Source organism: Hoeflea sp., from assembly GCF_039975035.1.
Lineage (GTDB): Bacteria > Pseudomonadota > Alphaproteobacteria > Rhizobiales > Rhizobiaceae > Hoeflea.
This window is the reverse complement of record NZ_JBDWHW010000217.1, coordinates 1-20,697: the sequence shown is the minus strand read 5'-3', so window position 1 is coordinate 20,697 and position 20,697 is coordinate 1. Positions and strand designations below refer to the sequence as shown.

Sequence of the window (20,697 nt, the reverse complement as noted above, 5' to 3'; positions counted from 1 at the left end):
CTGTTGTGGCGGCGATGATCGGCTTTGACGAAGACCGCGCCAATATTCTGGAAAGCGACAATGAGGTGCTTTCAGGCCTGGTGCGCGAACCGATCCTCGGCAAACAGGCAAAAGTCGATGCGCTTGAAGATATTGCCGGGCGGCTGGGTCTCGATCCCTTCGACGCCATCGCTGTCGGCGACGGCGCCAATGATCTGGGCATGCTCACGCTTGCCGGCTCTGGCGTGGCGCTGCACGCCAAGCCGTCGGTGGCGGCACAGGCCGACATCCGCATCGACCACGGCGATCTGACCGCGCTTTTGTATCTGCAGGGCTACCGACGCACCGATTTCGTCACATCATGAAGCCGCTTCGGACAAAACGCCTGATACTGCGGAACTGGGAAGACCGGGATCGCGACCTGTTTCACCTGATCAATTCCGACGACACGGTGATGGCGTTCTTCCCGATGCGCCGCACCCGGGCGGAATCCGATGCGCTGATGGATATCCTGGCCGAACGGATTGACCGGCACGGCTTCGGGTGGGCTGCGGTGGAAATCGTCGAAACCGGTGAGGTTGCCGGCTTTACCGGTCTCAACATTACCGATGGCCTCCCCGTTACGGAAAACGGGGCAGTCGAGATCGGCTGGCGCCTGGCGCCGCAGTTCTGGGGCAAGGGAATTGTCACCGAAGCCGCACGGCGCTGGCGCGATGCCGCCTTCGACGAACTTGCGCTGGACCGCATCATCAGCTTCGCGGTGACCGACAATCACCGTTCAACAGCGGTCATGCGCCGCATCGGCATGCGCGCGTGCCCCGATCTCGATTTCGATCATCCCGCCATGCCTGACACCCATCCGCAATTCAAGCGGCATGCTTTCCACCAGATGTTTGCGGGCGATCCTCGTCCCTGAAACTGGCTCGGACCGACATGCAAAAGGCGGCCCGAAAGCCGCCTTCCGATTGCATTTTGCCAGACCGGATCAGTCCATGCGGACGGTAACAAAGCGCAATTCGCCGGTGCGTCCCGCCAGCATCAACAGCGCGTTGCGACGGCCGTCCTGCTTCAGCGCGGCGATGCGCTCATCGACATCGGCTGGCGTCAACACCGTTTCCTGGGCAATCTCGACAATGACGTCGCCTGGCTCGATCCGCTTTTCGGCGGCCGCTGAATCCGGATCGACGGCGGTGATCACAACGCCCTCGACATCATCAGCAATGGCAAACTCCTGGCGGCCCTCATCGGTAAGTTCGGCAATCGTCATGCCGAGCACTTCGGAGGTCTGAAGCACCTGGGGAAGATCGGTGGCGTCGTCGCCGTTTTCGCCCGCATCGGCCTCGGCATCGCTGTTTTCAAGGCGTCCGAGTGTGACCTTGACGACCTGCTCCTCGCCCTTGCGGATGATGACCACGTCGACGGCCTTGCCGACAGGGCTTTCGGCCACCACGCGCGGCAGATCGCGCATCGTGTCAACATTCTTGCCATCAAAGCGGACAATCACGTCGCCGGCTTCGATGGTGCCGTCGTCGACGGGACCGCCGCGGATAACGCCGGCCACCAGTGCACCCTTGGCTTCAGCCATGCCGAGGCTCTCGGCGATGTCGTCAGAGACAGGCTGGATGCGCACGCCGAGCCAGCCGCGCCGGGTTTCGCCAAATTCGCGAAGCTGGTTGATGACGTTGACAGCAAGCTCGGTGGGCACCGCAAAGCCAATGCCTATCGAGCCGCCCGAGGGCGAAATGATCGCGGTGTTGATGCCGATGACCTCGCCATTCATGTTGAACAGCGGACCGCCGGAATTGCCGCGGTTGATGGCGGCGTCGGTCTGGATAAAGTTGTCATAGGGACCGGAATTGATATCGCGTCCGCGTGCCGAGATGATGCCGACCGTGACCGTACCGCCCAGGCCGAACGGATTGCCGATGGCCATCACCCAGTCACCGATGCGCATCGATTCAGACTCGCCAAGCGGCACTTCGGTCAGCGGCTTGACCGGTTTGACCTTGAGCACGGCCAGATCGGTCTTGGTGTCGGCTCCAACCAGTTCGGCCTTGAGTTTGGAGCCGTCGGCGAAATTCACCTCGATGTCATCAGCGCCGTCGATAACATGGTTGTTGGTGACGATGATGCCTTCCTCGGCATCGATCACGAAACCGGACCCCAGCGAGGAGACCTTGCGGTTGCGCAGGCCGTCGCCCTGACGATCCTTGAAAAACTCGTCGAAAAAATCTTGGAACGGCGATCCGTCCGGGGCCCGCATCCGGGGCGGTGCGCCGCCGCTGTCGACATTCTGCGAAGTCGAGATGTTGACCACCGCATCGAGCAGGCCTTCTGCGAGATCGGCCACTGACGCAGGTCCGGGACCGGACTCCGCATAGGCCGGCATCACGCTTGGCGCCGTCATCAGCATGGCTGCGGCAAACGCCATTCTGACGGCGCGAAAACGAATATTCCTCATCGGGGACTGTCTCCTTGAACGGCGTTTGTCTTCACGCATCTGGCGTTAAAATAAGGCACTATTCCGGCAGGTCCAGTCACGGTTCCGGCATAAAGGCCGCGCGACTTACAGGTGTCGTGCGAGATAGACCAGTCCGACCCCTATCGCCAGTGCGGCGACGCCGAAAATGCGCAGATATTCATCGGCCAGCTTGGGCAATTCCTCCGCCATGCGTCGGATAAAGGAAGGGGCCAGCGCATAGGCCAGCCCCTCCACTACAAGTACAAGTCCAACCGCCAGAAAGAACATGCTCACTGGCGATCACCTTTCATTCAGTTTGCCGGAGCAGCCGGAGCTGCCGGCGCCGCTGCCGGAGCCGCCGAATTGGCGCCCGCCGCATTGTTGAAATAGCGGAAGAACTCCGACGTCGGCGACAGCACCATGGTGGTGCCGGTGTCGGCAAGAGCCTGACTGTAGGCATTCATCGAACGATAGAATTCAAAGAATTCAGGGTCGCGCGAAAACGCTTCGGCGAAGATGCGGTTACGTTCACCATCGCCCTCGCCTCGGATGATTTCGGAATCACGGGCGGCTTCGGACACGATTTCGACAACCTGACGGTCGGCGATGGCGCGAATACGCTGTGCTGCCTCGTTGCCTCGAGCGCGGATCAGTTCGGCTTCCGCAAGACGCTCGGCCTTCATCCGTTCAAAGGTCTGCTGCGAGACTTCCTGCGTCAGGTCGGTCCGGCGGATACGCACGTCGTCAATGCGCAGTCCGAGCGATTCGGCTTCAGGACGAAGCTGGTCACGCACTTCACGCATCATCGAGGTGCGTTCTTCCGACAGCGCAGCCTCAAACCCGCGCAGACCGTAAACGGTACGCAAGGCCGAGTTCAGCCGGGTGCGGAGCCGGGATTCGGCAGCCACCTGGTCGCCGGAAACCGTTTGCCGGAACCGCCGCGCATCGGCGATCTTGTAAAGCACGAAGGCGTCGACTTCGTAGAACTTGCCGCCCGAGACCTGCACACGGATGTTTTCGAGGTCGAAGCGAAGCACGCGGTCTTCGACATACTGGACCGTATCGGCATCGATGAAGGCGAAGGGAAGCTTGAAGTAAAGTCCAGGTTCGGTTTTCACATCCTGGATTTCACCGAAGCGCACGACGATAGCCTGCTGGCGTTCGTTGACGACAAACAGCGAAGACCAGACGAGGAAGATGATGACGGCCAGAAGGCCGACGATAAAGGGAAGACGATTACCCATTAGTTTGTGCCTCCGGCATTCTTGCGGACTTCAGGCAGCGGAAGATACGGCACAACGCCGGAGCCTTCGCCATCCTGGCCGATGATAACCTTGTCGGATCCGCCAAGAACCTTTTCCAGCGTTTCGAGATAGAGCCGGGAGCGGGTAACATCGGGCGCCTTGGCATATTCTTCATAGACCGAGAGGAAGCGGCCGGCTTCACCGGTTGCCTCATTGACGACGCGGTCCTTGTAGGCGGAAGCTTCTTCGCGAAGCTGAGCGCCTTCACCACGCGCCTGACCCAGTTTCTGGTTGGCGTACTGGTTGGATTCTTCGACGAAGCGGTCTTCGTCCTGCTCGGCACGCTGCACCTCGTCAAAGGCGTCAGCCACTTCGCGCGGCGGCGCCGCGTCTTCGATCGAAACCTGATTGACAACAATGCCAGAAGGGAAAGCATCCATCCCGTTCTGAATGATGGACTGAACCTCGGCGGCGATGGCTTCACGATTGTCGCGGAAAATATCCTGTGCCGGCCTGCGGCCAACCACTTCGCGCATGGCGCTTTCGGCGACCTGACGCAACGTATCCTCGGGACGGGCAAGATTGAACAGGAACGCCTTGGGATCCAGAACTGCATAAAGCAGCTTGAACTCGACATCGACGATGTTCTGGTCGCCCGACAGCATCAGGCCATCGCTTGATCCCGTGCGTGAACTGCCGCCGGTATCCATTTCGCGTTCGACAATCGTGGCCAGTTCGACTGTTTCGAAAGGCCAGAAGATCATGTGAAGGCCAGGCTGTGACACTTCGTCCTTGGGCTTGCCGAAGCGCAGTTCGACACCGCGCTCATCAGGCTGGACGGTGTAGACCGACTGCATCAACCAGAGGCCGACCAGACCAAGAACCACCAGACCGACAATCAGCTTGTTGCTTCCTGAACCGGGGCCACCGCCGCCGCCTGGCAGCACCTGGCGCAGCTTGTCCTGGCCGCGCCGGATCAATTCCTCAAGATCTGGCGGATTGCCGCCGCCGCGTGGCGGCTGAGGGCCATTGCCCCACGGTCCCTGATTTTTATCTCCGCCGCCGCCGCCCCATGGACCGCCGCCTCCTCCGTTTTGATTGCTCCAGGGCATCAAGACCTCTTTCCATATTGTGTGATGGCGTTCACCGGACAATCAATTGCCCGGTGAACGCACGTTGTCCTCGTTATAGGTATCGTACCCGCCGCTTTCAACGCAGTATCGTCAGAACGGAGGTCGATTGTGCGTATTCCGGTCGAATTATCGATCTTGCCGGCGCCAAACCGCAAAGCGGACGGAATGGCTGTCTTTTTCCGTCCGCACCGGATCGGACAGGCTGACCTTCTGCCAAAGTTGCGAATCGATGGCTGGGAAAACCGTGTCTCCCTCGATATCGGCGTCCACTTCGGTCAGCAGAAGTTCGTCCGCCAGCCCGATGGCTTGCGCGTAAATTTGCCCGCCGCCGATCACCGACACCTGATTGGCACCACAATTGTGCGCGTGGTTTCGCGCCAGATCGAGCGCGGCCTCGAGGCTATCCACCGTCTCCGAGCCATCAGCTGAAAAGCCGGATCGCGAGATGACAATATTGGCGCGACCAGGAAGCGGTCTGCCGATGGAAAGCCACGTCTTGCGGCCCATGATCACCGGGGTGCCCAGCGTAGCCGCCTTGAAATGCCTCAGATCAGACGGCAGCCGCCACGGCATGTCGCCATCCCGGCCGATCACGCCGTTGCCGGCATGGGCAGCTACAAGGACAATTTTGGGATCAGTGCTGTCTTTCACCATTTGCCAATTCACACCGCAATCGGGGCGGAAATCGCCGGGTGCGGATCGTAGCCCTCGAGTTTGAAATCCTCATAGGTGAAGGCAAACAGATCGGTGACCTGCGCCACCATCATAGTTTGCAGCGCGCAGCAGGCGATATTGAACGGTTTTCCGACATCGCTGTTTGTCGATAAGCTCAGTGGTGCCATGTCTACCTCTTTTGACGCATTTTGTGATGCTGCACTCAGTACAGTCTCATGCGGGCTTCCATCGAATGCAAGTGATGCCGCGCTCCAGGTGTAAGCCTTTTTCGTCTGGGTGCCTGCAGATAGTCCCAAACGAAATGCAACAGGAATGAAACTGTCACAATCCCGAATTCTGGTTGCCGTGTTATTCCGCTCCTGAACGATCCGAAACCCCGTGATCTTTTCTCTTTGCCTGCGCTTCAGAACTGCGGGTTGAACTTCCAGTCTGGTACATCTCGGCTGGCACATCTCGTCTGGCTTGCGGGCACGTCCCGCGACGCACCGCAAATTGGATGCCGGTATACGATATAGCCCTGATGCCAATTTGACCCATGTCAATGAAGGCTGGGGATTTGATGTGGTAGTGGTAATTCTCAATGGGAATTTGATACCGTGCAAACATGTCGAAACCGCAATCTGCAAGGAGGTCAGCTCAGCTGGCAAATTCTGGCGCTTGCGGCGATCGTGGCTCTGTATTTCTCCGTCATTTCCCTGCATCAAACTCATGCCGGCGAATTCTCCGGCATGCAGACGGTCGTCGTTTCCGTCCATTCGCCTGATTTGGGCAATCTCGAAGCTGATGGCTCCTCACAGTCACCGCGATGTGCCAACCAGATGCACTGCCATTCGGCAGCGATTTTGCCGTGCGAGGCATCGAGCCATAAGGACGATCTGACTGGCGCGATTGCTTCGATCCAGGCTTTCGCAAAGCAGCAGTTTTCCGCCTTTCCAGCCCCCCCTCCCAAATTTTCCTGACACGACGAATTCGTTCTTCCGGCTGAACCTGTTCCAGCGGTGTGAAGTGAGCTGTCTGCCACTGTCGGCGGTTCAGATTTCTGCACCCGGACATGGCGGCGAACGGAACGGCGTTTGATGTTGGAAGTCGCACGACTTTCTCACCAACACGTCTCCGCCATTCCCGTCACCTGCGTTGGACCAGACCCTGATCGGACATAACCGAAAATGGCGAAGGCGCATTCATATATGCGCGTGGAGCATGCAATGGACTCTATCCTCTATTTTCTCTTTTGGGCCGGCCTGATCTTCATCATGATGCGATTTGGCTGTGGCGCTCACATCATGGGTCACGGCAAGCCGGGAGCAACCCGCGATGATCCAGGCGCTTCGGCGGCTGATGTCCGCTGGTCCGCCCCGGAGACTGACATTGACCCGGTGTGCGGGAAAACCGTTCAGACCCGAAACTCGAAGTCGGCCGTCCATGACGGCCACGTTCACTATTTTTGTTCGCGGGAATGCCGCGAGCGCTTCGAGGCCGCGCCGGATTCCTATCTTGGTGTAGCTGTGGGAACCATCCCGAAGATGAGCGGGCAAGCTCATGGATAACCATGCAAGAGCCGTCCGACCCCACCAGGCAGGCGTAGCTCTGCCCCTGATCCGTCCACCGCATATCCCGGTCGTCGCGCTGATATTCGCGCCGCTATTCACTTATTTCTCTGCCCGCTGGGCACATTGATGCAACGCACACCAAAAGGACCTCACCTATGACGTCACCATTGAAGCTTTCTGTTTCGGCAGTCCTTGCCGTTCTCCTGACTTCGGCATCGGCAATGGCTGCGACTGTTTACGTTGCCAATGGCAGCGCCGGTCAAATCATCGTCGTTGATGCCGACACAGGCACGGTCGAACGCACCATCACCGGACTGGATGCCATTCACGGCCTCTCGGGTGCACCCGGTGTCCGGTATCTCGTCGCCGGCAGCTATTCCGAGGTCGAAGCCACCGAGGCCCGGGCGCTTGCCAAACCAGAAGGTGTGTCGGACGACGAGCATGCGGCCCATCACGCCAAACCGGTGGCAGGCGCGATGCCCAAGGATGCCGCAATCAGCATTCTGACCATTATCGACGCAAAGTCCGGTGAGATACTGCGCCGGATCGACGTGCCCGGCGCGGTCCATCATACTGCCGTTTCGCCCGACGGTCGTTACGCCGCTGCTACGCATCCATCAGGTGACGGGATAAGCATCATCGATCTCGAAACCCTGGCTTTCAAGGCCTTTGTTCCAACCGGATCGGCACCGAATTACGCCGTTTTTTCCGCAGATAGCGGCTCGGTTTTCGTCACCAATTCAGGCAACGGCACAGTCAGTGAAGTCAATGTCGAGAAGGGATTTGTCAGACGCAATTTGCTTGTCGGTACAGCTCCCGAGCATGTGGTCATCTCCGGCGACGGGGCAACACTGTATGTGGCCGACGCAGACATCGGCAAAATCCATGAGATTGCGGTGTCCGATGGTACCATTCCGCGCTCATTCGAGATTGGAGGAGAGTTGCACGGGCTCGACCTGTCGGACGACGCGAGCACGCTCTTCGTCAGCGGAAAGGGCGAAGACAAGCTTGTCGCGATCGATCTGAATTCCGGAGAGGCACGAACCGTTTCACTGTCGCCCGCTCCCTATCATCTGACAACGATCCGCGACGCCGGCAAGATTTTCGTGTCGAGCCGCGACGAACCCAGGATCTGGATCATCAACCAGATCGATCTCGCGGTCATTGGCGAAATCGCAGTTTCCGGCGAGGGCCACCAGATGGTCTTGCTTCCGTAATTTCAAAGGACAAGAAAAATGCAATTCAAGAACAACTTGCCAAAATATTTCGTCATCGGATTTTTCGGACTGGGAATATTTGCTCTGATCTCAAAGACCATCAAATCAGAACCCGAGACATCGTATGCAACGGTCGGTTTGACTGAAATGTCGGCTGAAGCGCGAGCCGGTCAGGATTTGTTTGCCGCCAATTGCGCTACGTGTCATGGAGACGCTGGGAAAGGCACCGAAAAAGGGCCACCTCTGATCCATGATATCTACAATCCCGGACATCATCCCGATGAATCCTTTTATAGCGCAGTAGCCAACGGTGTTCCTCAACACCATTGGCCATACGGAAACATGCCGAAACTTAGCCAGGTAACACCTGATGAGGTTGCAAAAATAATCAGCTACGTCCGCGAGATACAACTCGCCAACGGCATCACCTACAAACCGCACAAAATGTAACCGGAAGGGAAGTGTTGATGAAAGCGGGACAAGCGGACGATCAGGTTCCTGCCGGTTTTTCCGGCACGGTTTACACCTGCTCGATGCACCCCGAAGTCAGGCGCTCAGAACCCGGGGACTGTCCAAAATGCCATATGCACCTGATAGACTAGCCCTGGTCTACAATACCCTCGGTGTGCCGGTTGCAGCAGGATTGCTCTATGCGTGGTTTGCATCTTGATTAGCCCGATGTTTGCCGCTTTTGCCATGAGTGCCTCTTCGATCTCGGTCGTTATGAATTCACTTCGTCTGCGAAGCCTCAGATTCTGAAGTTTGCCACCCCTTGACCTTCCCATCGTGGGAGCCTCTATATCAGGCGAGAAGCCTTGAAAGGAAACAAGATGACCTATGAGTTCGACGTCGAAAACATGACCTGCGGCCATTGCAGCGGCACGGTCGAAAAAGCGATCAAGGCAGCCGATCCCGCCGCAGTCGCTACGGTCGACCTGGCCTCGAAGAAGGCGACAGTGCAAACCAGCCTTGACCCGGCCGTCATCAGCGACGCGATCAACAATGCCGGGTATCCGGCATCCTACGTGAAACCCTGATTGCCAATCCGGTCGCCCTCCGCAAATGCGTGGGGCGACCGTTTTTCAGTGAACCATGCAACAGACTGCGGATGTCCATTCGGGTTTCACAGTAGGTCCGCTCAAATCAGGTGCGCCTCAGCGTTCCAACATAATCAAGATCACATTCGGTAGCTTGGCATTTTACGGGCCGCCTCTCCGCGCTGCGAAACGAGAGGTCTCAAAAGCGGTAAAAACGCCCTTGACCTTCCCATGATGGGAAGGATTACACATGTCAGCGGTGAGTGAAGGAGCTGCTCAAATGAATGCAATATCGAAAGTCACGATACCCGTAGCGCCCTCCGCTACCGCCGATTTCGGAATCGAAGGCATGAGCTGCGCGTCTTGCGTCGCGCGGGTGGAGAAGGCCATCAAAGCCGTTCCAGGTGTGGTTTCTGCCACCGTGAACCTGGCGACCGAACGTGCCACCGTCACTTTCAATGACGCGGTACCTGTCGGGACTGTGGTTCAGGCAATTGAAATGGCGGGCTACGAGCCGAGGGTCGAGACACTTCAATTCGGCATTGAAGGCATGACTTGCGCTTCCTGCGTCAATCGCGTGGAAAAAGCGATCAAAGCCGTCCCGGGCGTCAGCGAGGCGTCCGTCAACCTTGCAACAGAAAAGGCAACGGTTCGCGCGATTGCCGGGACACCCGTATCAACGTTGGAAGATGCCGTTCGCAATGCCGGCTATGATGTCAGGAGGATTGCTGCCGAGGAGACCAAAGACAGTCACGGCGACCGGCGCGACCGAGAGATCAACCGTCTGAGAATGTCGCTGGCCATTTCCACAGCGCTTACGCTTCCGCTCTTTGTTCTTGAAATGGGATCGCATCTCAGCGCGTCCATCCATGATTGGATGATTGCCAATGTCGGCATGGACAACAATCTTGTCATCCAGTTCGTTCTGGCCACGCTCGTCCTGTTCGGGCCAGGCTTGCGCTTTTTCAGAAAGGGCGTTCCGAATCTTTTCAGATGGACCCCTGACATGAATTCGCTGGTAGTTCTCGGCACTTCATCCGCCTGGGGTTATTCGGTTGTCGCAACGTTCTTTCCGAGCATGCTGCCTTTGGGGACGGCAAACGTCTACTACGAGGCGGCCGCCGTCATTGTGACCCTTATTCTGCTGGGTCGCTATCTTGAGGCCCGTGCCAAGGGCAAGACCTCCCAAGCGATCAAGCATCTGATTGGTCTTCAGCCAAAGACCGCACATGTGAAGCGTGATGGAAATTTCGTCGAAATTCAGATCAGCGATGTGATTCTGGGTGATATCGTTCAAATACGTCCGGGCGCGAAAATTCCCGTGGACGGTCACGTGGTTGATGGCGAATCCTACGTTGACGAGTCCATGATTACGGGCGAGCCGCTTCCGGTAATAAAGTCCGCCGGCGCGGATGTGGTCGGCGGCACGATCAACAAATCCGGAGCCTTCACTTTCGAAGCCACGAAAATCGGTTCAGACACACTGCTTGCCCAGATCATTAAGATGGTCGAGACGGCACAGGGAGCCAAGCTTCCGATCCAAGCATTGGTCGATCGGGTAACGGGCTGGTTTGTCCCGGCCGTGATCGCTGCGGCAACTCTGACCTTCGCGGCATGGCTGCTCCTTGGCCCGTCGCCTGCCCTCACCTTCGCTTTGGTCAACTCTGTCGCAGTGCTGATTATCGCCTGCCCCTGCGCCATGGGTCTCGCCACGCCGACATCAATCATGGTCGGCACGGGTCGCGCCGCCGAATTGGGTATCCTGTTTCGAAAAGGCGAAGCGCTCCAGACATTGCGCGATGCGGATGTCATCGCACTGGACAAGACGGGGACGCTCACCAAGGGCAAGCCGGAACTGACAGATTTCGTCGTTAGCGACGGGTTTGATAGACGCGACATCCTCCACCTCGTCGCCAGTCTCGAGTCACAATCCGAGCATCCTATCGCGGATGCCATCGTCGCAGCGGCAAAGCGAGAAGGTTTGTCTCTCGCCGACGTCTCGGAGTTCAAGGCTGAACCGGGCTTCGGGGTGAGTGGACAGATCAACGGCCGGAACGTGATCGTGGGTGCGGATCGATCTATGACGAAAGCCGGCGTGGACGTTTCGGCGTTCAGTAGGCAAGCGGCGATATTGGGCGACGAAGGCAAGTCACCGTTCTACGCGGCAATCGACGGCAAGCTTGCCGCAATCATCGCAGTCTCTGACCCGGTCAAAGACACCACGCCTCAAGTCATAGCCGCACTCCACGCTCTCGGGCTCAAGGTGGCTATGGTTACAGGTGACAATGCCCGGACCGCCCATGCCATTGCACACCAGGTCGGTATTGATGAAGTGGTCGCTGAAGTCCTCCCCAACGGGAAGGTCGATGCCGTCAAAAGGCTCAGAGAGGGCGGACGGAAAGTCGCCTTCGTGGGGGATGGCATCAATGATGCGCCAGCTCTTTCAGAAGCAGACATTGGCATTGCAGTTGGCACGGGAACTGATATCGCGATCGAAAGTGCCGACGTCGTCTTGATGTCAGGTGATCTAACCGGCGTGGTGACCGCGATTTCAATTAGCAAAGCCACCATCCGCAACATTCGGCAAAACCTGTTCTGGGCCTTCGCTTACAATATAAGCTTGGTGCCAGTGGCGGCCGGCATTCTGTATCCGGTCAACGGTACGCTGTTGTCACCCATTCTTGCCGCCGGAGCGATGGGCCTTTCAAGCGTGTTTGTGCTGACCAACGCCCTGCGACTGCGCCGGTTCAAGACAGGCTGAAACTTGATTGAAGGGGCTGTTACGCCTTCAAAACAAAATCGGAGACCATCATGAATATCGGCGAAATTTCCAAGGCGTCCGGTGTCTCGAGCAAAATGATCCGCTACTATGAACAGATCGGCCTGATCGCGCCCGCGCGCCGGGCAGAGTCGAGTTACCGGATATATACAGACAGCGACATCCATACGCTGCGTTTCATTCGTGGGGCCCGAGACCTCGGATTTTCCGTGGACCAGATGAAGATCCTGCTGGCGCTCTGGAAGGACCGTTCCAGGGCAAGTTCAGATGTGAAAGCGCTCGCCCTCAGCCACATTGCCGAACTTGAGCGGAAGGCCGCAGCCATAAAGACCATGACCAAGACGCTAAAGCACCTGGCCAACAACTGTCATGGCGATGGCAGGCCAGAATGTCCGATCATTGATGGCATCGCTGAACCCGTGCGGGAAGATGGCCCAACAGCGCTATCCAAATTCGGTCTCGGCCATCCGGTCTAGCCGGGTCAATCTGTCTTCAGGCGGTATTTGGCGTGGCAGGATGTGCAGGTCTGGAGCAGCATGTGAAAGGCGTGTTCGGCGGGCATCGACAAAACCGCTTTTGCGGGGTCAGTTTTCTTCCCGAATGGTCCAAGACCGATGACGTCGCCCGCTTTCATGCGCATATCCTGGGTCAATGCATCTGGATGGCGTTGAGCGGCAGAGGAGAGCGAACTGGCATACACGCCAAGGTCATTTGCGAGGGAATCGAACTTTTCGCGCTGGGACATGATGGTCGAACTGGCCTTTGAGCCGAAAATGACGGGATTGCCTTCGAAGTGAGCCACCAAGGCACTGCCCGACCTCTTATAAATCGACTCCGCAGCGGCCTTGAACAACTCAGAATCGTAGGACGTGGTGCCCTTGAACATGCCATCAATCAGCGTTGCTGCCTCGGCCATGGATTTCATGTCCGATTGTCGAGCGACCACCGTGTTTTCATTCGCCAGCACATGGTTCGTAACGGGCGCGGCAATCCCCGCCAAAGTGATTGCGGCCAGCAAAAATGCGCATGCCTTGAAGTTCATCGGGTTCCCCGTATCGGTCGAGTGCCGAACGATAAGATACAATGCTTGCGGCGAAATTGGGCTGCGCACCGGCATTTGCTATTAAACCGGCAATCGGCCGGCTCTACCGCGGCGACCATAGATTTGATCGCCGTCTGGATACACCAGTTCCAGCCTCGGACCTCATGATTCACGCCAGCCACATCCGGACCGGCATCCAAATCCCCATTGCAACCATCATCAGGTTCTCTGTCAGCGAAACAAAGCCAAGCGGAACGCTACTGTCGCCACCGACACAAGCGCATTTGAGTTCCCTTTTGTCGATGTAGACCGCTTTGAACACGGAGACAGCACCAATTCCGCCGATCACCAGTGCGAGCGGGGCTGAAAACCATGTCAGAGCGCCCGCAAGCATAAGGAGGCCGGCGGTCGCTTCGGCAAAGGGGTAGACGTATCCATACGGAACAAAGCGTCTGGCAAGCAGATCGTAGTTCAGAAACATCGTGGAGAAACTCTCCACATTCTGCAATTTCTGAACAGCGAGAAGGCACATTGCAATGGCAACAAACCGTTCAACTATGGTGATGGCCGGCACCGGCGCGGGAGAAATCCAGGTCACGGCCACTGCCAGAAGGAACGACATCAGGAATATGGCGATGACCGGACGATAGCTGGTTTCACCGTCTTCAGGAACGTGCTGCCCAAAGAAGCGTCTTACGTCGTCATAGCCACCAATCCGCTTTTGATTGATGAAAGTCTGCGGCGTTGTTTCAACGCCATGTTCTTTCCGGAATGCATCCGTCTCGGCTTGCGTCGTGAGCCAGTGGTCTTCCACCTCATAGCCCTTTCGTGCCAGCAGCGACTTTGCCTTGAGTCCATACGGACAAATGTGGTCGGGCATTACCATTCGGTAGAGTGACGCTTTCGGCAGAACCGCCATGATCGCTCCCCCTATTTGCCGTCAATTTCCGGCGTCGCCTTCGCACCGCCTTGAAGATCGATGATCAGAGCCTTCATTTCTCCAATTTCGCGCACCTGGGCCTCAATGATGTCGTCGGCCAGCTTCCGAACCCGGGGATCAACGATCTTCGCACGTTCCGACGTGAGGATTGCTATTGAGTGATGCGGAATCATTGCCTTCATGTAGGAGACGTCGCCAACTGTGGTCTGGCTTCGCAGCAGAAACAGCGATGTGGCAAAGATCAACACGCTGCCCAGGAAGATCGCGATGTTCAGCCTCTTGTTGGTGTACATGCCGAGCATGAATGCCAGCATGATGATCGCCATGCTGGCGCCCATATACAAAGCTGCAAAACTGCGCGTTTCGCTGAAAAAGAGATGATCCCATGCGTATGTGTTCAGATACATCAAACCAAACATGACGATCGTCGACACCACGATCATCAGCAAGAAGCGAGTGTAGGACATTCTTGACTCCCAAAATTTGCCACAAGTGTAGGTTAAACAACCTTACCACGTGGGAAGGTTCCATGGATTCCAGAATTTTTTTGTGAAGCTTTGAAAACCACCCATATAGGTTCTTGATTTGGGGGACTTAAACAGCCAGCGTTTGTGATACAGATCAATGCCAATCATTTCTATCGGGGATAGCCTGAATTGCTCGGGGCGACCGCCCCTTCAAATGGAGAACTGAAATGACAAAATATCTATTGTCACAACTTGCCAAGAGCATCGCTTTGGTTCCGCTTTCGGCTACAGCTGCCCTCGCACAGGTCGGCGAAATTCCCGCCGGAAATGTTCCGTTCCGGTATGGTCACGGAATGATGTGGGGAGGCGATCAATGGGGAGGATTTGGCATGGTTCTCGGACCAATTTTCATGATCTTGGTGCTTGTGGGCATCATCGCAGCCGTGATTTACGTCATGCGTCACATGGGCTCCGGCATTGTGCCCGGAACTGGTCAATCTTCCAGTCGCGCCCTCGACATCCTCAAAGAGCGATATGCGCGTGGCGAAATCGATTCCAAGGAATTCGATGAACGGAAGAAACTGCTGTCAGACTAGGCCAACCGCACTGGCCTGCCGATCTTGATCTTTCCGTTTTTCCCGGTCGGATGATCATGCAGCTCAAATTCACGCAATTGCCGAGAAAATGAAAGATCACATGTACGACATGAAACGACGTGATTTCCTGACTTCCGCCGCCGCAGCCTTTGTTATTGCAGGCGGCGGATCGACTTTGGTTCGCGGTGGCTTCGCGGCTGAAACACCGCCGCGATTGCAAATGCCTCCGCTCATCGACACCCGAGCCAGCGGCCGGCTTGCCATGACCGCGCAAGCGGGAAGCAGCAATTTCCTCGGCGGACCTGCAATCCCGACCGCCGGTTACAGCCAGGCGTATCTCGGTCCGACAGTGATCATGCAGAACGGCCCGCTGGCCGCGGAAATCGGCAACACTCTAAGCGAACCGGTCAGTGTTCACTGGCATGGAATGAAGATTGCTGGCAACCATGACGGAGGTCCCCATCAGCCGGTGCTTCCAGGGAAAGTCTGGAAGCCGGAAATGCAGGTGAACCAGGATCCTGCCACCATCTGGTATCACTCTCATATTCACGAACGCACAGCACAACAGGTTTACAACGGCTTGGCTGGCGTAATTCACCTCACCGACGGCAGGGATGATGAGCGTGGCCTGCCATCGGCCTATGGCATCGATGATCTGACGCTGGTCCTGCAGGACCGTAGTTTCGATCGCAAGGGCCGCATGGTCTATGAGCCTTCGATGATGGACCGGATGCATGGGTTTCACGGCAACCGCATGCTCATCAACGGTCAATCGGGGGCAGTCGCGGCGGTTCCCAAGGGGATCGTGCGGCTGCGCCTGCTCAATGGGTCCAACGCCCGCATCTACAATCTGTTTTTCAGTGACGGCCGCCCGATGCATCTGGTGGCAACCGATGGTGGTTTCCTGCCGCAGCCCCTGGCGCTCGACATGCTCCAACTGGCACCGGGAGAGCGGGCTGAAATTCTCGTGGATTTCTCGGTGGCAGACGCGCCGGTGCTGATGAGCGACCCCGACCAGGCCTATGGTGTGCTCGAATTTGCCGTGGATGACACGCTCTCGGCACGCATCACAAGCCTTCCAGACAAGATTGGCAGTCCACTTGAAGAACTCAATGGGCCGGACACCAAGACCCGCAAGATTTCGCTGGACATGGGAATGGGCATGATGATGGGCGGCGGTGGCTTTGCCATCAACGGCCAGCCCTTCGATATGGATCGCATCGATTTCAATGTCGCGCTTGGCTCAGTGGAACGCTGGATTGTCCGCAGTTCGATGGTGGCGCACCCTTTCCACGTTCATGGCGTCCAGTTCCGTGTTCTCAGTGAGGACGGATCGCCGCCGCGTCCGGAAAATTCGGGGTGGAAGGATACAGTTCTCGTGCCCACTCAAACCGAAATTCTCGTTCGGTTCGAACATTCTGCCAACAAGGAAAATCCGTTCATGCTCCACTGCCACATTCTCGAACACGAGGATGCAGGAATGATGGCCCAGTTCACCGTCAGCTGAGCTCCTCTCGCCCGGCCAAGCGGGGAGTGAGTGTTTGTCGCTGATGCTGCCGATGGCGGCCACTAACGCGCGTCGCATGCAAACGGATTCAGGTGGCCCGCGCTAGCACTTTGTTTCTGCATGTCGTTGTCGCAAAACCGCAGGACACTTTTGCGCGACATGCTTTAATCGGTCTGCCCACTGTTGAAGGGCGTTTGCGGACGTCCGTTTTGCCTTGATTGGCCGCAGTCATCCTTGGCGGAATGCTGGGACCTCTGCTGCTGGTTTTTGGACTTGTCCCATATCTCGGCGTTTTCCCCGCCGTTACACCGCCACCTCTGCGTCAATGGCTGGATGCGGATCGTACCCGACAACCTCGAAATCTTCGATTCTGTATTCATCAATCGTGGCGGGGCGGCGGGTAAGCCGGACTTTCGGGAAGGGCCTCGGTTCCCGCTGAAGCAGCGTTTGGGCCATTTCGATATGATTGAGATAAAGGTGAACATCTCCCCCCATCCAGATCAATTCATGTGGCTCCATATCGACCTGCTGCGCCACCATCATCAACAGCGCGGCTTGCTGGCAAATATTGAAGGGATTGCCAAGACCGATATCGTTTGAACGCTGACCGACGAGAAGAGAAAGACGTCCTTTGTTCGCCCCGGGATTGTCCAGGCTGCTTACATGAAATTGATACGTCATGTGGCAAGGATGGAGCGCCATATCCTCGAGCTCACCGACATTCCAGGCATGGAACAGCATCCGCCTGCTTGACGGATTGGTTCTGAGAGTTTGGATGACTGCCGACACCTGATCGTGCTCTCGACCGTCCGCGGCCAGCCATCTTCTCCACTGCTTGCCGTAAACGGGGCCAAGATCGCCCCATTGCCTGGCGAATGCGTCGTCGGATTTGATCCTGTCTTCAAAAGCCTCTTGGGTTATCTGTTCTCCCGTGGACGAACGGTACTTGGCCAACGGCCAGTCGGTCCATATCCGCACGTTTTCCCGCAGCAGCGACTGGATGTTCGTTTCTCCCTTGAGAAACCAAAGCATCTCTTTAATCGCCGTTTTCCAATAGACACGTTTGGTCGTGTAGATCGGGAGCGTGCCATCCGATAGATCGAACCGCAGCATCGCACCAAACATTGACAGCGTGCCCACGCCAGTTCGATCAATGCGTCGATCGCCTTTCTCCAAAAGGTGTCTGACAACATCAAGATACTGTTGTTCCGGGTGACGACCCATGAATGCTCCTCTTTTCAAAACACTTTGACCGGCCAGATCGACAAACACAAGCGCGTGTATGCCCGATCAAATGACACGCGCTTTGGCGCCCACCCGGCATCAAACGCGGCACCGGTACCGTGATATGATGCCAAATATTATCCAGTTGCCTTCATGGCGCAATTTCGGCGATGAGACCGGTATCCTGACGCCAGTGAACTTATCGACACTGTTTCAATGAACCACTTGCGCGATACCAAACCGGGATTTCGGCAACCAAGCGGACGCCGAGAAAGGTGTCGGATGAACGCTGGTGGAACTGGCAGCAAAGCTTGCCGTTTGCTGGTTGTCAGCGCCGGCGGACAGATCGAACCGCATCAGGTGAGCGAAGAGGCTGCGTGTGCCGGTGCCAGTTCGGTCGGCGCGATCGGAACCATGGTCGAGAACCTGACGTAAAACGTCGTGATATTGCTGCATGGCCGCCGCTTGGTGATTCGAGGAGCCATGATCCTAGCCGAGTTGGCGCAAGGCCGAAACGGAACTGGCTCATTGTCCCCGACATCAAGCCGCGGACACCCAAAAGCCCCGCCCCGGCTGTTTTGACCGGAACGGGGCCCTGATTGTTCTACCCTGGCTCAAAGATCGCCGAGTTTGCCCAGTTGCTTGGCAACCAGGTAGTAGAAGGTGACGCGCGCCTTGGAATTGTCGGCTTTCATCATTTCGCAGACAGCGGCAACCGCATCTTCAGCGGCGGCTCCGGTGACGCCGAGCTTCTTGCCGCACCATTTTTCGACAACCCGCGCCAGTTCCGATGGATCCGAGCAGGCAACCATCGAAGCGTCGCGGCTTCTCAGGGCAATGCCGAGGTGTCTGACAATCTTGCCAATGACTTCATCGGATGCGCCGGCATCATATTTCTTCACATCGGCTGCGTAGTCAGTCATGAATGTTCCCCTTTACTGGAATCCGGTTGTGCGAACTGGCGGAACCAGCGCCTTTCCCGTTGGCAAATCAACGGGGGCATTTTGGCTCTCAAGGTGTTGCTGTCAATAGTACCGAAAGCGGATTGGCCCTTTTCATTCGGGCTCGCACACCCTATATTGAGAGTGCTGCGCAAGCAGCTATGACAATAAACGAGCGTTGCAATAAACCATTCGGACCCGGGGGCGGTACCCGGCGCCTCCACCATGATCCGGTCTTCTGGATCCGGCCACAAGCCGAAACCAGCCTGACGGCCGGATGATGATGGGGGCGAAACAGGATCGACGAGGGTGTAAAGAGCGACTTTTTGTTCGGTATTGTACCACCGTTATCGGGCTAAACTTGTAGTTGCAAATGACAACTATGCGGAAGCTCGTCTCGCTGCTTAATTGCGGTGTGACACTTCAAATTAAGTCCTAGAGGGTCGCACTTCTAGGCGGGGTTCGGAGGTACCTGGCAACAGAAACCTCCACTTTTCTCGATATTTTCGGCGCCCGGCACGACACCAGACCTGATTCCGATTGCCGGATTGTCGAAACCAAGGTAGCCAAATTACCCTGTATATTGATACCGACGTGGACGCATCAGGGCTTAATACCGCAACACCGCTTTCAAGGTTGTTGGCTTTCCGGTTATAAAGACAGGTGAATCGGGGCGCTTGACCGCCTTTGTGAATGAGAGTTGGCTCCAGGCCCGAACAGGCTGGCCCAGACAGGAAAGACCGCGCTAATGCCGCAAGACCACATTCGATACGACATTCTTGCCCAGGACGCGTTGCGTGGCGTGATCCGCAAGGTGCTGTCCGAGGTGGCTGTGACCGGGTACCTGCCCGGCGATCATCATTTCTTCATCACCTTCCTGACCGAAGCGCCCGGCGTGCGCATTTCGACGGCGCTCAAGGAGCGCTATCCCGAACTGATGACCATCGTGGTGCAGCATCAGTTCTGGGATCTCAAGGTGACGGAATCGCTGTTCGAGATCGGTCTGTCATTTTCCGACAAGCCCGAGAAACTGATTGTGCCGTTCGCCGCCATCCGCGGATTTTACGATCCATCAGTCAATTTCGAACTGGAATTCGACACCGTTCTCGAACACGCCGCCAATGATGGAGGCGACACAGAGGACGACGAGCGCGCCGAACTGGCGGGCACGATCGAACGGCTTGTCGAGCCGGCCGCCAAGCCCGAAACCGATGCCAAGACGGAGACCGCCGACCGCGAAGCGGAACCGGGCGACGACAAGAAGCCGGGCGCCGATGTCGTCTCGCTCGATTCCTTCCGCAAGAAGAACTGACGGGTCCGCGTCATGAGCGGCGACGTTGTCAATCTGCGCATGGCCCGCAAGCGGCGCGACCGCGCCGTCAAGGAAGCCGATGCCGAACGCAACCGCTTTGAACACGGACGCTCCAAGAGCGAACGCAATCTGGCCCGCGCCCGCAATGACAAGGCCGCGCGCGAGCATGAGGCGTCGCGTCGCGAACCCGGCGATGACCGCGGTTGAGCCATGACCGGTTCGCTGATCCGCAAGCATTCCGTCAGCATACGCGGGCACCGCACCAGCATAACCCTTGAAGACGCCTTCATGGACGTGCTTCGGCGGATGGCCGAGCAGCGTGGAATGGCACTGGCGGCGTTGATCGCCGAAATCGACGGCGCCCAGGCAGCACCCGGCAACCTGTCGTCCGCGCTGCGTCTGGCCGTGCTCGACTGGGCGCTTAAAGCACCGTACGATTAATACGACCATTGTGTTGGCTCAAACCTGCTGCTCCACAAGAAGGACGGCGCAGAGCGATGCGGGTCCATCTCTCAAGCCGCCCGACGCAGTGGGTAGCAGGTTTCAGCCAACCCGAAGGGCCGCATGCCTTCAAGTCCTGAGAAGGATTTTCG

General features: G+C 57.2%; 23 protein-coding genes, 1 other RNA gene and 2 pseudogenes. 14 read left to right on the top strand and 12 right to left on the bottom strand.

Annotated elements, in window-relative coordinates:
* The coding region (locus ABJN75_RS19205) for an HAD family phosphatase (protein ID WP_348441202.1) at positions 1-344 on the top strand (344 nt) is incomplete at its 5' end.
* Positions 341-895 (top strand): GNAT family N-acetyltransferase, encoded by a 555-nt coding sequence (locus tag ABJN75_RS19200; RefSeq protein WP_348441201.1) that lies wholly within the window; start codon positions 341-343, stop codon positions 893-895. The genes ABJN75_RS19205 and ABJN75_RS19200, both read left to right, overlap by 4 nt.
* A 69-nt stretch (positions 896-964) precedes the next feature.
* On the opposite strand, the gene ABJN75_RS19195 is transcribed toward ABJN75_RS19200, so the two are convergent.
* The 6 genes and pseudogenes from ABJN75_RS19195 to ABJN75_RS19170 form a co-directional block, all read right to left on the bottom strand.
* Positions 965-2,440, bottom strand: coding sequence for a DegQ family serine endoprotease (locus ABJN75_RS19195; RefSeq protein ID WP_348441200.1), 1,476 nt, complete (start codon positions 2,438-2,440; stop codon positions 965-967).
* A gap of 105 nt (positions 2,441-2,545) precedes the next feature.
* The gene (locus tag ABJN75_RS19190; RefSeq protein WP_348441199.1) at positions 2,546-2,734 is read right to left on the bottom strand and encodes a DUF2065 family protein; all 189 of its coding nucleotides are present in this window, start codon (positions 2,732-2,734) and stop codon (positions 2,546-2,548) included.
* Between the two features lie 17 nt (positions 2,735-2,751).
* Entirely contained in the window at positions 2,752-3,684 is a 933-nt protein-coding gene (locus tag ABJN75_RS19185; protein ID WP_348441198.1) for a protease modulator HflC, read from the bottom strand.
* On the bottom strand, positions 3,684-4,796 hold the full coding sequence (gene hflK / locus ABJN75_RS19180; protein ID WP_348441197.1) for an FtsH protease activity modulator HflK: 1,113 nt from the start codon (positions 4,794-4,796) through the stop codon (positions 3,684-3,686). Before hflK ends, ABJN75_RS19185 begins: the two co-directional genes overlap by 1 nt.
* 147 nt (positions 4,797-4,943) lie before the next feature.
* Positions 4,944-5,471: a dihydrofolate reductase gene (locus ABJN75_RS19175; protein WP_348441196.1), complete on the bottom strand. Its 528-nt coding sequence runs from the start codon at positions 5,469-5,471 to the stop codon at positions 4,944-4,946.
* A gap of 8 nt (positions 5,472-5,479) precedes the next feature.
* Positions 5,480-5,626: pseudogene (locus tag ABJN75_RS19170) on the bottom strand (thymidylate synthase); the annotation flags it as partial.
* Between the two features lie 1,071 nt (positions 5,627-6,697).
* On the opposite strand from ABJN75_RS19170, the gene ABJN75_RS19165 reads away from it, so the two are divergent.
* The 6 genes from ABJN75_RS19165 to cueR all read left to right on the top strand — a co-directional run bounded on the left by ABJN75_RS19165 (position 6,698) and on the right by cueR (position 12,551).
* Complete coding sequence (locus ABJN75_RS19165) at positions 6,698-7,039, top strand: YHS domain-containing protein (protein ID WP_348441195.1); 342 nt, start codon at positions 6,698-6,700, stop codon at positions 7,037-7,039.
* A 158-nt stretch (positions 7,040-7,197) separates the two neighbouring features.
* Positions 7,198-8,259: a hypothetical protein gene (locus ABJN75_RS19160; protein ID WP_348441194.1), complete on the top strand. Its 1,062-nt coding sequence runs from the start codon at positions 7,198-7,200 to the stop codon at positions 8,257-8,259.
* Between the two features lie 18 nt (positions 8,260-8,277).
* On the top strand, positions 8,278-8,709 hold the full coding sequence (locus ABJN75_RS19155) for a cytochrome c (protein WP_348441193.1): 432 nt from the start codon (positions 8,278-8,280) through the stop codon (positions 8,707-8,709).
* Between the two features lie 380 nt (positions 8,710-9,089).
* Positions 9,090-9,296, top strand: a complete 207-nt coding sequence (locus ABJN75_RS19150) for a heavy-metal-associated domain-containing protein (RefSeq protein ID WP_348441192.1) — start codon at positions 9,090-9,092, stop codon at positions 9,294-9,296.
* Positions 9,297-9,576: 280 nt separating this feature from the next.
* Complete coding sequence (locus ABJN75_RS19145; RefSeq protein ID WP_348441203.1) at positions 9,577-12,057, top strand: heavy metal translocating P-type ATPase; 2,481 nt, start codon at positions 9,577-9,579, stop codon at positions 12,055-12,057.
* Between the two features lie 50 nt (positions 12,058-12,107).
* On the top strand, positions 12,108-12,551 hold the full coding sequence (gene cueR / locus ABJN75_RS19140; protein ID WP_348441191.1) for a Cu(I)-responsive transcriptional regulator: 444 nt from the start codon (positions 12,108-12,110) through the stop codon (positions 12,549-12,551).
* A 5-nt stretch (positions 12,552-12,556) separates the two neighbouring features.
* Here cueR and ABJN75_RS19135 read toward each other — a convergent pair whose 3' ends face one another.
* The 3 genes from ABJN75_RS19135 to ABJN75_RS19125 form a co-directional block, all read right to left on the bottom strand.
* Positions 12,557-13,117 carry a cytochrome c gene (locus ABJN75_RS19135; protein ID WP_348441190.1) on the bottom strand — a complete coding sequence of 187 codons (561 nt, stop codon included), beginning with the start codon at positions 13,115-13,117 and terminating at the stop codon, positions 12,557-12,559.
* A gap of 169 nt (positions 13,118-13,286) precedes the next feature.
* Complete coding sequence (locus ABJN75_RS19130; RefSeq protein WP_348441189.1) at positions 13,287-14,036, bottom strand: glutaredoxin; 750 nt, start codon at positions 14,034-14,036, stop codon at positions 13,287-13,289.
* A gap of 11 nt (positions 14,037-14,047) precedes the next feature.
* On the bottom strand, positions 14,048-14,524 hold the full coding sequence (locus ABJN75_RS19125; protein ID WP_348441188.1) for a DUF305 domain-containing protein: 477 nt from the start codon (positions 14,522-14,524) through the stop codon (positions 14,048-14,050).
* Between the two features lie 227 nt (positions 14,525-14,751).
* Here ABJN75_RS19125 and ABJN75_RS19120 point away from each other — a divergent pair, with 227 nt between their 5' ends.
* Both ABJN75_RS19120 and ABJN75_RS19115 read left to right on the top strand, forming a co-directional pair.
* Positions 14,752-15,120, top strand: a complete 369-nt coding sequence (locus ABJN75_RS19120) for an SHOCT domain-containing protein (RefSeq protein ID WP_348441187.1) — start codon at positions 14,752-14,754, stop codon at positions 15,118-15,120.
* A gap of 100 nt (positions 15,121-15,220) precedes the next feature.
* Positions 15,221-16,627, top strand: coding sequence for a multicopper oxidase domain-containing protein (locus ABJN75_RS19115; protein ID WP_348441186.1), 1,407 nt, complete (start codon positions 15,221-15,223; stop codon positions 16,625-16,627).
* 303 nt (positions 16,628-16,930) lie between these two features.
* Here the strand turns inward: ABJN75_RS19115 and thyA are convergent, their stop codons facing one another.
* The 3 genes and pseudogenes from thyA to ABJN75_RS19100 all read right to left on the bottom strand — a co-directional run bounded on the left by thyA (position 16,931) and on the right by ABJN75_RS19100 (position 18,774).
* Positions 16,931-17,851 (bottom strand): thymidylate synthase, encoded by a 921-nt coding sequence (gene thyA / locus ABJN75_RS19110; protein WP_348441185.1) that lies wholly within the window; start codon positions 17,849-17,851, stop codon positions 16,931-16,933.
* 333 nt (positions 17,852-18,184) lie between these two features.
* A pseudogene (locus ABJN75_RS19105) lies at positions 18,185-18,307 on the bottom strand (thymidylate synthase); the annotation flags it as partial.
* Between the two features lie 158 nt (positions 18,308-18,465).
* On the bottom strand, positions 18,466-18,774 hold the full coding sequence (locus ABJN75_RS19100) for a DUF2853 family protein (RefSeq protein ID WP_348441184.1): 309 nt from the start codon (positions 18,772-18,774) through the stop codon (positions 18,466-18,468).
* A 125-nt stretch (positions 18,775-18,899) separates the two neighbouring features.
* Here ABJN75_RS19100 and ssrA point away from each other — a divergent pair.
* The 4 genes from ssrA to ABJN75_RS19080 all read left to right on the top strand — a co-directional run bounded on the left by ssrA (position 18,900) and on the right by ABJN75_RS19080 (position 20,545).
* Positions 18,900-19,285: a transfer-messenger RNA gene (gene ssrA, locus ABJN75_RS19095) on the top strand.
* A gap of 255 nt (positions 19,286-19,540) precedes the next feature.
* Positions 19,541-20,104, top strand: coding sequence for an SspB family protein (locus ABJN75_RS19090; RefSeq protein ID WP_348441183.1), 564 nt, complete (start codon positions 19,541-19,543; stop codon positions 20,102-20,104).
* 12 nt (positions 20,105-20,116) lie between these two features.
* Positions 20,117-20,311: a DUF4169 family protein gene (locus ABJN75_RS19085; RefSeq protein ID WP_348441182.1), complete on the top strand. Its 195-nt coding sequence runs from the start codon at positions 20,117-20,119 to the stop codon at positions 20,309-20,311.
* Between the two features lie 3 nt (positions 20,312-20,314).
* On the top strand, positions 20,315-20,545 hold the full coding sequence (locus ABJN75_RS19080) for a ribbon-helix-helix domain-containing protein (protein WP_348441181.1): 231 nt from the start codon (positions 20,315-20,317) through the stop codon (positions 20,543-20,545).
* Positions 20,546-20,697: the final 152 nt, after the last annotated feature.

Bases quoted from the DNA above. Each gene is read 5' to 3' on its own strand.
- ABJN75_RS19085 (WP_348441182.1), top strand. From the start codon at position 20,117: ATGAGCGGCGACGTTGTCAATCTGCGCATGGCCCGCAAGCGGCGCGAC.
- ABJN75_RS19115 (WP_348441186.1), top strand. From the start codon at position 15,221: ATGTACGACATGAAACGACGTGATTTCCTGACTTCCGCCGCCGCAGCC.
- ABJN75_RS19155 (WP_348441193.1), top strand. From the start codon at position 8,278: ATGCAATTCAAGAACAACTTGCCAAAATATTTCGTCATCGGATTTTTC.
- ABJN75_RS19100 (WP_348441184.1), bottom strand. From the start codon at position 18,774: ATGACTGACTACGCAGCCGATGTGAAGAAATATGATGCCGGCGCATCC.
- ABJN75_RS19135 (WP_348441190.1), bottom strand. From the start codon at position 13,117: ATGAACTTCAAGGCATGCGCATTTTTGCTGGCCGCAATCACTTTGGCG.
- ABJN75_RS19150 (WP_348441192.1), top strand. From the start codon at position 9,090: ATGACCTATGAGTTCGACGTCGAAAACATGACCTGCGGCCATTGCAGC.
- hflK (WP_348441197.1), bottom strand. From the start codon at position 4,796: ATGCCCTGGAGCAATCAAAACGGAGGAGGCGGCGGTCCATGGGGCGGC.
- ABJN75_RS19175 (WP_348441196.1), bottom strand. From the start codon at position 5,471: ATGGTGAAAGACAGCACTGATCCCAAAATTGTCCTTGTAGCTGCCCAT.
- thyA (WP_348441185.1), bottom strand. From the start codon at position 17,851: ATGGGTCGTCACCCGGAACAACAGTATCTTGATGTTGTCAGACACCTT.
- ABJN75_RS19120 (WP_348441187.1), top strand. From the start codon at position 14,752: ATGACAAAATATCTATTGTCACAACTTGCCAAGAGCATCGCTTTGGTT.
- ABJN75_RS19200 (WP_348441201.1), top strand. From the start codon at position 341: ATGAAGCCGCTTCGGACAAAACGCCTGATACTGCGGAACTGGGAAGAC.
- ABJN75_RS19160 (WP_348441194.1), top strand. From the start codon at position 7,198: ATGACGTCACCATTGAAGCTTTCTGTTTCGGCAGTCCTTGCCGTTCTC.
- ABJN75_RS19145 (WP_348441203.1), top strand. From the start codon at position 9,577: ATGAATGCAATATCGAAAGTCACGATACCCGTAGCGCCCTCCGCTACC.
- cueR (WP_348441191.1), top strand. From the start codon at position 12,108: ATGAATATCGGCGAAATTTCCAAGGCGTCCGGTGTCTCGAGCAAAATG.
- ABJN75_RS19130 (WP_348441189.1), bottom strand. From the start codon at position 14,036: ATGGCGGTTCTGCCGAAAGCGTCACTCTACCGAATGGTAATGCCCGAC.
- ABJN75_RS19080 (WP_348441181.1), top strand. From the start codon at position 20,315: ATGACCGGTTCGCTGATCCGCAAGCATTCCGTCAGCATACGCGGGCAC.
- ABJN75_RS19165 (WP_348441195.1), top strand. From the start codon at position 6,698: ATGGACTCTATCCTCTATTTTCTCTTTTGGGCCGGCCTGATCTTCATC.
- ABJN75_RS19185 (WP_348441198.1), bottom strand. From the start codon at position 3,684: ATGGGTAATCGTCTTCCCTTTATCGTCGGCCTTCTGGCCGTCATCATC.
- ABJN75_RS19090 (WP_348441183.1), top strand. From the start codon at position 19,541: ATGCCGCAAGACCACATTCGATACGACATTCTTGCCCAGGACGCGTTG.
- ABJN75_RS19195 (WP_348441200.1), bottom strand. From the start codon at position 2,440: ATGAGGAATATTCGTTTTCGCGCCGTCAGAATGGCGTTTGCCGCAGCC.
- ABJN75_RS19125 (WP_348441188.1), bottom strand. From the start codon at position 14,524: ATGTCCTACACTCGCTTCTTGCTGATGATCGTGGTGTCGACGATCGTC.